The sequence below is a fragment of the Cellulomonas septica genome, assembly GCF_012396155.1.
GTDB lineage: Bacteria > Actinomycetota > Actinomycetes > Actinomycetales > Cellulomonadaceae > Cellulomonas > Cellulomonas septica.
Map to the genome: position 1 here is coordinate 1 of NZ_JAAXOY010000043.1, position 10,812 is coordinate 10,812.

7 protein-coding genes and 1 pseudogene are annotated in these 10,812 nt (G+C 73.8%); 6 read left to right on the top strand and 2 right to left on the bottom strand.

Annotation, left to right across the window (positions count from 1 at the left end; all coding sequences use genetic code 11):
- The 3 genes from HGA02_RS03530 to HGA02_RS03540 form a co-directional block, all read left to right on the top strand.
- The coding region (locus HGA02_RS03530) for an esterase-like activity of phytase family protein (RefSeq protein WP_168677639.1) at positions 1 to 2,128 on the top strand (2,128 nt) is incomplete at its 5' end.
- Positions 2,129 to 2,293: 165 nt separating this feature from the next.
- Complete coding sequence (locus HGA02_RS03535) at positions 2,294 to 4,408, top strand: TerD family protein (RefSeq protein WP_168677641.1); 2,115 nt, start codon at positions 2,294 to 2,296, stop codon at positions 4,406 to 4,408.
- An 89-nt stretch (positions 4,409 to 4,497) separates the two neighbouring features.
- Complete coding sequence (locus HGA02_RS03540; RefSeq protein ID WP_168677643.1) at positions 4,498 to 4,971, top strand: Hcp family type VI secretion system effector; 474 nt, start codon at positions 4,498 to 4,500, stop codon at positions 4,969 to 4,971.
- Positions 4,972 to 4,984: 13 nt separating this feature from the next.
- Here HGA02_RS03540 and HGA02_RS03545 read toward each other — a convergent pair whose 3' ends face one another.
- Positions 4,985 to 5,305: a DUF1905 domain-containing protein gene (locus tag HGA02_RS03545; protein WP_168677645.1), complete on the bottom strand. Its 321-nt coding sequence runs from the start codon at positions 5,303 to 5,305 to the stop codon at positions 4,985 to 4,987.
- A gap of 65 nt (positions 5,306 to 5,370) precedes the next feature.
- Here HGA02_RS03545 and HGA02_RS03550 point away from each other — a divergent pair, with 65 nt between their 5' ends.
- On the top strand, positions 5,371 to 6,123 hold the full coding sequence (locus HGA02_RS03550; protein WP_168677647.1) for a DNA alkylation repair protein: 753 nt from the start codon (positions 5,371 to 5,373) through the stop codon (positions 6,121 to 6,123).
- 54 nt (positions 6,124 to 6,177) lie between these two features.
- Here the strand turns inward: HGA02_RS03550 and rlmC are convergent, their stop codons facing one another.
- Positions 6,178 to 7,317, bottom strand: coding sequence for a 23S rRNA (uracil(747)-C(5))-methyltransferase RlmC (gene rlmC, locus HGA02_RS03555; RefSeq protein ID WP_168677649.1), 1,140 nt, complete (start codon positions 7,315 to 7,317; stop codon positions 6,178 to 6,180).
- Between the two features lie 53 nt (positions 7,318 to 7,370).
- On the opposite strand from rlmC, the gene HGA02_RS03560 reads away from it, so the two are divergent.
- Together HGA02_RS03560 and HGA02_RS03565 are read left to right on the top strand one after the other, a co-directional pair.
- Positions 7,371 to 9,872, top strand: a complete 2,502-nt coding sequence (locus tag HGA02_RS03560; RefSeq protein WP_343035248.1) for a GMC oxidoreductase — start codon at positions 7,371 to 7,373, stop codon at positions 9,870 to 9,872.
- Positions 9,869 to 10,812 (top strand): annotated as a pseudogene (locus tag HGA02_RS03565) (hypothetical protein); the annotation flags it as partial. The gene HGA02_RS03560 and the pseudogene HGA02_RS03565, both read left to right, overlap by 4 nt.

Sequence of the window (10,812 nt, forward strand, 5' to 3'; positions counted from 1 at the left end):
CGCCGGCGGGTCCCCGGGCCACGGCCCGTCGGCGGACCGCGGTCCCGCCCTCGTCTCCCGCGCCACGCTCTCCGCCGACTTCCTCGCCGACGGCCCGCCGTCGGGTGCGGCCGTCACACCCGCCAACGGCCGGACCGGCCCCTTCGCCGGTCAGGTCATCCCGGGCTTCTCCGGTGCCCTCGACAACGGCGACGGCACGTTCTGGGGGCTGCCGGACAACGGCTTCGGCAGCAAGACGAACTCCGCCGACTTCCTGCTCCGGATGTACCTGGTGACGCCCGACTGGAAGTCCGGCGAGATCCAGGTCGGCCGGCACGTCTCGTTCCAGGACCCGGACCACCGCATCGACTTCCCGCTGACCCGCCCCGACCGCCTGCTCACGGGCGCCGACTTCGACGTCGAGTCCGTGCAGCGCGCCAAGGACGGCACGCTCTGGGTCGGCGAGGAGTTCGGGCCGTTCCTGCTCCACTTCAGCGCCGACGGCGTGCTCCTGTCCGCGCCCGTGCCGTTCCCCGACGGCAAGTCGCCCGCCAACCCGTACCTCGCGCCCGGCGAGACGCCGCGCGTCGCGAGCAGCCGCGGGTTCGAGGCGCTCGCCGCATCGTCCGACGGCCGTCGCCTCTACCCGGTCGTCGAGGGCGCGTTCACCGACGACGCCGACAAGCGCCGCCGCTGGGTCTACGAGTTCGACACCCGCACGCAGCAGTACACCGGCCGCACCTGGCAGTACCAGACCGACGCCGAGGCGAACGTCATCGGCGACGCGCAGTGGGTCGGCAAGGACCGGCTGTGGCTGATCGAGCGCGACGACTTCGACGGCGCCGCGTCCGTCATCAAGCGGGTCTACGAGGTCGACCTGTCGCGGACGGACCGTGACGGCTTCGTGCGCAAGACGCTCGTGCTCGACGCCCTGAAGATCGCCGACCCGCGCGGCGTCAGCACCGGCGGCGGCTACGGCACCGGCGCGACGTTCGCCTTCCCGGTCCAGTCGTTCGAGACGATCGTGCCCCTCGGCCGCGACCGGCTGCTGCTCGCGAACGACAACAACTACCCGGGCAACGCCGCGCGCGTCCCCGGCACCCCCGACGCGACCGAGATGGTGGTCGTCGACCTGCGCGGCGCCCGCCTGGCCCGCCCCGACGACACGCTCGTCGTCGGCCACCGCGGCGCGTCGGGCTATCGTCCCGAGCACACGCTCGCGTCGTACGAGACGGCGATCCTGCAGTGCGCCGACTACATCGAGCCGGACCTGGTGAGCACGAAGGACGGCGTCCTCGTCGCGCGGCACGAGAACGAGATCGGCGGCACGACCGACGTCGCGACCCGCACCGAGTTCGCGTCGCGCCGGACCACCAAGACGATCGACGGGGTCAGCCTCACCGGCTGGTTCACCGAGGACTTCACGCTCGCCGAGCTCCGCACCCTGCGGGCGAAGGAGCGCATCCCCGCGGTCCGGCCCGGCAACACGGCGTTCGACGGCCGCTACCAGGTGCCGACGTTTGACGAGGTCCTGGACCTGGCACGGAACTCCCGGACCTGCGCGGGTGAGCCCGTCGGCGTCTACCCGGAGACCAAGCACCCGACGTACTTCGACGGCCTCGGCCTGTCCCTCGAGGAGCCGCTGCTCGCGACGCTCGCCGCCAACGGCTTCGACGGCCGCCGCGCTCCCGTGATCATCCAGTCCTTCGAGACGTCGAACCTGCGCGAGCTGTCGACGCACACGAAGCTCCCGCTCGCGCAGCTGATCAACTGCTCGGGCGCCCCGTGGGACCTCGTCGCCGCCGGTGACACCCGCACGTACGCCGACCTCGTCACGCGCGACGGCCTGCGGCAGATCGCCCGCTACGCCGACGGCATCGGTGCCTGCAAGGACGTCCTGATCCCGCGTGACGCGTCGGGCGCGCTCCGCGCACCCTCCCCCGTGATCCGCGACGCCCACCGCGCCGGTCTGACGGTCCACGGCTGGACCTTCCGCGCCGAGAACCAGTTCCTGCCCACGCGGTTCCGCGTCGGCACCGACCCGAACGCGCACGGCGACCTGGAGGGCGAGATCCGCACCTTCCTGCGCGCCGGCATGGACGGCTTCTTCACCGACCACCCCGACGTGGGCGCCGCCGCCGTCGACTGACGCGACCCCGACCACGCGCGAGGCCCCGGGGTGGCACGCCCCGGGGCCTCGTCGCGTCATACGGGCGTCTCGCGGGAGCCTGCCGTTCGTCCGCTCAGGCGACACGTGGGCGTCCCCGCGCCTCCTCGCTGCGTGCCGGAGCGGCAGGCCCCTAGCATCCGGAGCATGGCCGAGACTGCGCTGATGAAGGGGGCCAACTGCGGCCTCCCGCCTGAGACGACCGACGTCCGCGTCGTCGTCGCGTGGGACGACACCGACGGCGCCGTCGAGGTGGACGCCTCCGCGCTCCTGCTCGACGAGCAGGGTCGGGTCCGGTCGGACGACGACCTCGTCTTCTTCAACCAGCCCGCGTCGTCGGACGGTGCCGTCCGACTCCTCGGACGGACGACGGACGACGGCGGGTCGCGCGAGCTCGTCGGCATCCAGCTCCGCGCGCTGCCGGACGAGGTGCGGGCCGTCGCGATCACCGCGAGCCTCTCTGACGGCTCGTTCGGTTCGCTCGACGGTCTCCACCTGCGCGTGCTCGACGAGGACGGCGCGGTCGACGTGCACTACGAGATCACCGACGCGACGACGGAGACGGCGTTCCTCTTCGGCGAGGTGTACCGCCGGGGCGACGGCTGGAAGGTGCGGGCGGTCGGCCAGGGGTGGGACACGGGCCTCGCCGGGCTCGCCGCACACTTCGGCGTCAGCGTCGAGCAGGAGGCCGAGGCCGAGTCCGAGGCGCAGCCGCCGGCGGCCGACGACCTCGCCGACGCCGAGCCGACCGACGACGCCGACGAGCTCGTGGACGTCGTCGAGCCCACCACGACGTCGGTCCAGCCGGTCGTGGCGAGCGACGTCGTCGACGACGGCGCTGCGGACGAGGCCCCGGCGACGCCGAGGCCACGCCGGTCGTCGGGCGTCCGGACGTCCAAGCGGGCGGCCGCACCGGTCCAGCCTCCTCGGCTGCGGCTCGCCGGTGCCGAGACCTGGCAGGCAGCCCGTCTGTTCTCGATCTCCGGTGTTGGCACGGCCGAGGAGCAGGAGAAGCGGGCCACGTCGGCCCTCCTCGCGACGATGACCGCGGTGCCCGCGTTCGGGCGCGCGCTGACGTCGCGGTTCGGTGCGCCCGCCGGCGCTGTCGAGACCTACCTCGAGGTGCCCTTCACGCTGGGTGAGTCGACGGTCTACCCGGACGGGGTCCTGCGAGTCGCGCGCGGAGCGAAACGGTGGACAGCGCTCGTCGAGGTCAAGACCGGCAGCGGGCAGCTGCGCCGGGAACAGGTCGAGCACTACCTGGACGTCGCCCGCCACGAGGGGTACGACACGCTCGTCACCCTGTCGAACGACATCGCGCCGCAACCCGGCGAGCACCCGGTCGTCGTCGACCGCCGGAAGCTGCGCAAGGTCACGATCACCCACCTCTCGTGGGCGGAGGTGCTGCACGAGGCCACCTTCACCCTGAACCACCGGGGCGTCGGTGACGCGCTCCAGGCGTGGATCCTGGCGGAGCTCATCCGGTACCTGGAGCACCCGCGGTCCGGGGCGGGCACGTTCGACGACATGGGGCCCGCGTGGGTACCGGTTCGCGAGGCGATCCATGCCGGGACGCTGCGCGCGACGGACCGCAAGGTCCCGGCTGTCGCCGACACGTGGACCCGGCTCGTGCGGCAGGTGTGCCTGCGCCTCGGCTCCGACCTGGGCGTGACCGTCACGCAGTCGATGCCCCGACGGCTCGCCACGGACTCCGCAGCGCGGGTCCAGGCGATCGTCGCCCGGCTCGCCGCGGACGGCGTGCTCGAGGCCGTGCTCAAGGTGCCGCAGGCCGCAGGCCCGCTGACCATCACCGCCGACCTCCGGACCTCACAGGTGAGGGTCGGGATCGACCTCGACGCCCCGCAGGAGGGGACGGCGCAGCGGAGAATCAGCTGGCTCGTGCGGCAGCTGAAGGACGCCCCCGACGCCGTGCTCGTCGAGGCACGGTTCGCGGGTCGGTCGGACACGGCATGCGAGCGGCTCGCGGACGTCCGCGCCAACCCGTCGGTGCTCCTCCCTGACCGCAGCGCCGAGATCAGCACGTTCCGCCTCACGCTCGCGAGCGTCATGGGGACCAAGCGCTCGGGGGTGCGCGGCGCCTTCGTCCCGAGCGTCACGAGCGCGGTCGAGGCCTTCTACAGCTCGGTGGTGCAGTCGCTCCGCCCCTGGCAGCCGGCCGCCCCGAAGCTGCCGGAGGAGGTCCGCGCCGAGGCGATCGAGGACGTCGACATCGCAGACGTGGACGCCGACGCCATCGGCTAGCGCCGCACCGGCGCCGCGTCGTCGAGCCGTTCCGACGGCACGCTCGCAGTGCCAGACTCGGCGGTGACGGCGTCGTCGGGAGGGGTGCCATGAGCGCGCACGCGTACCTGCGGATCGAGTCGGTCGAGGGCGGGGCGACCGACCGGCACCACGAGGGCTGGATCGAGGTGCGGTCGTTCACCTGGTCCGAGACGTCCGGCGCCGGCGCCGGCGGGCACGCCGCCGTCTCCGGCCGCGTCACCGCGAGCCCGCTCGTCGCGACGGCGGACGTCAGCGTCGCCTCCCCGCGGCTCATGGTGGCGTGCGCGCGCAACGAGCGCTTCGACGTCGCGGAGCTCGAGGTCGTGCAGGCCGGGGAGAACGGCGGACGGCCGTTCCTGCGGTGGCGGCTTCAGGATGTCGTCGTCTCGGGCTACGCCGTGACCGCCGAGGACTTCCTGCCGGTCGACACGATCACGCTGCGGTTCGAGTCGCTGCGGTTCGACGTAGTGCCGCAGCAGCCGGACGGCTCCCCCGGGTCGGCCGTCACGGGCGAGGTCGACTTCACGCGGCCGTCCCGCTGACGTCTCGCGCCCGTCAGGCGCCCACGTCCACCAGCGCGACCCGCAGCCGCACGGTGTCGCCGACGTCGCACGACTCCGCCCGGCGGACCGCCTTCTTGAGCGGCAGGACATAGGTCTTCGCCTTGTCGTCGGGGAACACCGACGTGCGCCAGACGGAGCCGCCGAGCGTGACCTCGACCCGCACCGACCCGAACCCGCGCGTCACGCCGGACGACACCTCGAGCACGTCGTCCGCGACGTCGGTCGGCAGGCTCACGAAGACCCACGAGTCCGTCTTGCGGGCGTCCCACCGCCACAGCGGTGCGTCGAACTCGTACGTCGGCCGATCCGTCATGACGGCATCGTCGCAGGCCGCACCGACACGTTGACGCCGTGCGCGGTCGCCGGGAGGGTGGGCGGGTGCCCACCGCAGCGGACGTCGTCGACGAGCTGCACCGGCACGCCGACGAGCGCGAGCTCGCGAAGACGAGCCGACGCATGGTCGGCGTCCCGCTGAGCGTGGTCGGGGTCCGGATGGGCACCGTGTTCGCGCTCGCGAAGGAGCACCGAGCGCTGCCGCTCCCGGAGGTCGCCGCGCTGCTGGAGCGCGACGAGTACGAGTCGCGGACGGTCGGGGTGTCCGTGCTCGACTTCCGTGCCCGTGCGCCGCGGCTCGACGACGACGGGCGGCAGGCGCTCTACGACCTGTGGATGGACCACCTCGACCGGATAGTCGCGTGGGACCTGATCGACCGGTCGGCGCCCCGCGTGGTCGGCCTGCACCTGCGTCACCGCTCGCGTGACCGGCTGTTCACGCTCGCCGCGTCGCCCGAGCCGCTGCACCGGCGCACGGCGGTCGTGGCCACGTTCGCGATCGTCCGCCACGGCGACGTCGACGACGCGCTCGCGATCTGCGCGCTCCTCGCGGCCGACCGGGACCCGCTCGTGCAGAACCCCGTCGGCACGGCCCTGCGCGAGGTCGGCCGCGTCGACGCCGCCCGCCGCGACGCCTTCCTCGCGGCGCACGCCACGATGATGAGCGCGGCGGCACGTCGAGTCGCACGGAGCTCCGGTGAGGCATCAGTCGCCACCGTCGACGCGTTTCCGACGTTCCCGCCGGTCGAACGACACACGATCACCTCCGACGACGTCATGGCGCGACGCGACGACTGAACCCGACTCGCACCTCGACCTCACGTTGCACGTCGCGGTCCTGCGCTGGTCGGTCTACACGCTCCGGTCTCGCGTCAGGAGGGTGACGACCTCGTAGTGGGTCGTCTGGGGGAACATGTCGAGGACGCGACCGCGGACGGGACGCAGCGACGGCATGGCGGCGAGGTCGCGGGCCAGCGAGCGGGCGTTGCACGACGAGTAGACGACGGTCCGCACCCCGGACCGTTCGAGCCAGCCGGCGAGGTCGGGCCCGATGCCGCGCCGCGGCGGGTTGACGACCACCAGGTCGGGCACGTCGGCGGGTGACGCGCCGAGCGCGAAGGCGGTCGCGTCGTCGGCGCGGAACGTCGTGCGGGTCAGGCCCGCGTCGCGCGCGGTGAGGGTCGCGCTCGCGACGGCCTCCGCGGACGTCTCGACGCCGACGACGTCGCGCGAGCCGTCGGCGACGTGCAGCGCGAACCCGCCGACACCGCAGTACAGGTCCCACACGGACGACGGCCCGGCCTCGTCGACCCACGCGGCGGCCTGCCGGTAGAGCGCGGCGGCGACGTCGGTGTTCGTCTGGAAGAAGCTCTGCGGGCGCAGGTGCAGGTCGAGGCCGTTGACGCGCATGCGGAGCGTCTCGTCCGCCGTCAGCAGGATCTCCCGCTCCCCCTCGAGCACGGCCTTGTGCTCGGGCAGCAGGTTGACGGACGCGACGACGAGGCGCGGGAGCTGCGCGCGCAGCCACGGCAGGTGCTTGCGGAGGCGCGCGACGGCCTCCTGCGAGCGCAGCACGAACCGCAGCATGAGGTCGCTGTCGGGTGACTCGGTGAGCAGCAGGTGCTTGAGCTCGCCGCGGCGTGCGGGGACGTCGTAGGGCTCGAGGCGGGCCAGTGTCACGAAGGCCGACAGCACCGGGAAGGTCGCCGACAACGACGCCGGGTAGAGGCCGCAGCCCTGCAGGTCCACGCCCCGCCCGGCGGCGTCCAGGATGCCGAGCGTCGGGGCGTCGACCGTCCCGCCGACGACCATCTTGGCCTTGTTGCGGAACCCCTCCTCGCGGCTGGGCACCGGGTCGAGCCAGACGAGGTCGTGGTGCGCGGCGAGCAGGTCGACGCACAGGTCCTGCTTGGCGGCGAGCTGGTCGGCGTAGGGCCGCCCCATCCACGTGCAGGAGAGGCACCGCTCCGCGTCGTAGTAGGGGCACTGCACGGTCCACCAGCCTACGGGCCGTGTATCTGTGGCCCAGGTCACACCTCTTGTCCGTGCAGGGGGCGCAGTCGGTGTTCGCGCGCGGGCGGGGAGACGTCATGGACATCCGGAACGGCGGCCTCGAGGTCGTCGACGCAGTGGTCGTCGGCTCGGGCTTCGGTGCCGCGGTCGCGGCGCAGCGGCTCGCCGAGGCGGGCAAGCAGGTCGTCGTCATGGAGCGCGGCCGGCGCTACGGGCCCGGGGATTTCGCCCGGACGCCCGCGCAGATGGGCCGGGCCTTCTGGGACCCGAGCGAGAAGCTCTACGGGCTCTTCGACGCGTGGTCGTTCCGCGGCCTGGAGGGGCTCGTGTCGAGCGGGCTCGGGGGCGGGTCGCTCATCTACGCGAACGTGCTGCTGCGCAAGGACGAGCACTGGTTCGTGCACGACTCGCCGCTGCCGGGCGGCGGGTACGAGCACTGGCCGATCAGCCGCGCCGACCTCGACCCGCACTACGACGTGGTCGAGAAGATGCTCGGCGCGACGCCCTACCCGTACGACGACACCCCGAAGACGCGGGCCGTCGAGCAGGCCGCGGTCGCGCTCGGGATGCCCACGATCCGCCCGCCGCTCGCGGTGACGTTCGCCCGGCCCGGCGAGGACGCCGCCCCCGGGCTGGACCTGCCGGCGGCGGAGTACGGCACGGTGCACGCCGGCTCCCGTCGGCGGACGTGCACGCTGTGCGGCGAGTGCGACATCGGCTGCAACGTCGGCGCCAAGAACACGCTCGACCACACCTACCTCTCGTCCGCGGCGCACCACGGCGCCGACGTCCGGACGCTGCACGAGGTGCGCGCGGTGCGACCGCTCGACGGCGGCGGCTACCTCGTCCGGTACGTCGTGCACCCCGAGGGCGCACGCGGCGACATGGACACCCGCACCCGCGCGCTGCCGGAGCGCTCGATCGTCGCCCGGCGCGTGATCCTCGGCGCCGGCACGTTCGGCACGACGTTCCTGCTGCTGCGCAGCCGCGCGTCGCTGCCTGGCCTCGGCCCGGCCCTCGGCACACGCTTCTCCGGCAACGGCGACCTGCTGACGCTGCTGCTCGACTGCACGCGCGACGGCGAGGCGCTGCCCGTCGACGGTGGCAACGGCCCCGTCATCACGACCGCGATCCGGCGGCCCGACGCGCTCGACGGCGACGGCTGGACCGGCCGCGGCTACTACGTCGAGGACGCGGGCTTCCCGGGCTTCCTCGGCTGGCTCGTCGAGACCGCGCAGCTGCGCTCGACCGCGCGCCGTGCGGCGGCGTTCGCGTGGCAGGTCGTGCGCAACCGTGTGCTCGCGCAGGGGCGCTCCAACGTGTCGGCCGACCTGTCTGCGCTGCTGGGCGACGGGCGGCTGTCCGCCGGGTCGCTCCCCCTGCTCGGGATGGGTCGCGACGTGCCCGACGGGCGGATGTCGCTGCACGACGGGCGCCTCGCCGTGAACTGGACGACCGCCACGTCGCGGACCTACTTCGACGACGTCCGCGCGACGATGGAGCGCGTCGGCGAGCAGCTCGGCGCCCGGTTCCAGGACAACCCGCTGTGGTGGGCCAAGCGCGTCATCACGGTGCACCCGCTCGGCGGCGTCCCGATCGGCCGGCACGTCGGCGAGGGCGTGTGCGACGAGTTCGGCGAGGTCCGCGGGCACGCGGGGCTGCACGTCGTCGACGGCGCCGCGATGCCCGGACCCGTCGGCGCGAACCCGTCGCTCACCATCGCCGCGATGGCGGACCGTGCCGCCACCCGCATGCTCGAGCAGGACTGGTCGCGGCCGCGCCGCACGCACATCGCCGCCCCCGCACGCGCGCTCGCCGCCCGCGCGCCCGGTGCGACGTCGGTCGCGTTCACCGAGCGGATGGTCGGACCGTTCACGCTCGACCAGACCGACCCGCGGCACGGCGCCGAGATCGCCCGCAGCCTCGGCGACCGCCTGCAGTTCGTCCTCACGATCACGGCCCCCGACATCGAGGCGTTCGTCACCGACCCGCTGCACCGCGCCGACGCCACGGGGTTCGTCGAGTCCAACGTCCTCGGCGGACGGCTCGACGTCGAGCGCGGCTGGTTCAACCTGTTCGTCCACCCCGGCGGCACGCCCGGGCGCCGCATGCTCTACCGGCTGTGGCTGCGCGACGCCGCCGGGTCGCCGCTCACGCTCGTCGGGGCGAAGGAGGTCGAGGACGACCGCGGGCTCGACGTGTGGGCCGACACCACGACGCTCTTCGTCCGCGTCCTGTCCGGGCACGTCGCACCGCCCGAGGCAACGACGCACGCGCAGGCGCTCGCGGTGCTCGACGGGATGCGCGACGACGAGGTGCCCGACGGGACGATCGGCGCGGGCGTGCTCGTCATCAAGCCGTTCGACCTGGCCAAGCAGCTCACGACGTTCCGCACCGACGGCGACGCCGGTGCGGCCGCGCTCGCGCAGTTCGGGCGGCTGTTCCTCGGCGAGCTGTGGGACGTGTACGTCGCGGACAAGCTCGCCGGTCGCCGCGCCCACCCGGCGCGGGCCGCCGCGAGGGCCGGCCGATGAGGCGTCGCGACCTCGTCCCCCGCAGCAGCGACCTCGGCTTCGTCCCGTCGCCGCAGGTGCGCTGGCTCGACCCGCCCGAGCTCGCGCGGACCGCGCTCAAGGTCGTGCTCGCGTCGGTCTTCACCGCGTACGGCGACCGTCGCGAGGTGCAGGCCGCGCTGCCCGGCGGCCTCGTCGAGCCCGCGCACCGGCCCGACGGCGACCTGTGGCTCGACTTCGTCGCCGACCTGGGCGACGGGTTCGACGCGACGTACACCGTCGCGACCCTGCTCGCGCAGCCCGAGCTCAAGGTCGCGGGACCCCGCGGACCGCTCGCGCTGCCTCGCGGTCACGTGCTCGTGATGGGCGGCGACGAGGTCTACCCGGCCGCGTCCGCACGCGGGTACGAGCACCGCACCACGGGCCCGTACGGTGCTGCGCTCCCCGCCGTCCGCCCCGGCACGGTGCTCGACGCGACGACCGAGCCGACGCTCCTCGCGATCCCCGGCAACCACGACTGGTACGACGGCCTCACCGCGTGGCTGCGCGTGTTCACGCGCGGTGCGAGCGTCGGGGCGTGGCGGACCGTGCAGCGGCGGTCGTACTTCGCGGTGCGCCTGGCGCCCGGCTGGTGGCTGCTCGGGCTCGACTCGCAGCTCGACGAGTACATCGACGAGCCGCAGCTCGACTACTTCCGCACGCACGTCACCGCGCACCTGCGGCCCGGCGACGCGGTCGTCGTCTGCGCCGCCGAGCCCGCGTGGGCGAAGGCCGGGCACGACCCCGACGCGTTCAACCAGCTGCACTTCTTCGAGCGCGAGGTCGTGCGGTACCGGCAGGTGCCCGGGCGGCGCGAGCGCGAGGACACGGGCGCACGCGTGCGGGTGTGGCTGAGCGGCGACCAGCACCTCTACTCGCGGTACGCGTCGCGGGCGCCGGGGGCCGCTGCGCCGGACGGCCC

Bases quoted from the DNA above. Each gene is read 5' to 3' on its own strand.
- HGA02_RS03535 (WP_168677641.1), top strand. From the start codon at position 2,294: ATGGCCGAGACTGCGCTGATGAAGGGGGCCAACTGCGGCCTCCCGCCT.
- HGA02_RS03540 (WP_168677643.1), top strand. From the start codon at position 4,498: ATGAGCGCGCACGCGTACCTGCGGATCGAGTCGGTCGAGGGCGGGGCG.
- HGA02_RS03545 (WP_168677645.1), bottom strand. From the start codon at position 5,305: ATGACGGATCGGCCGACGTACGAGTTCGACGCACCGCTGTGGCGGTGG.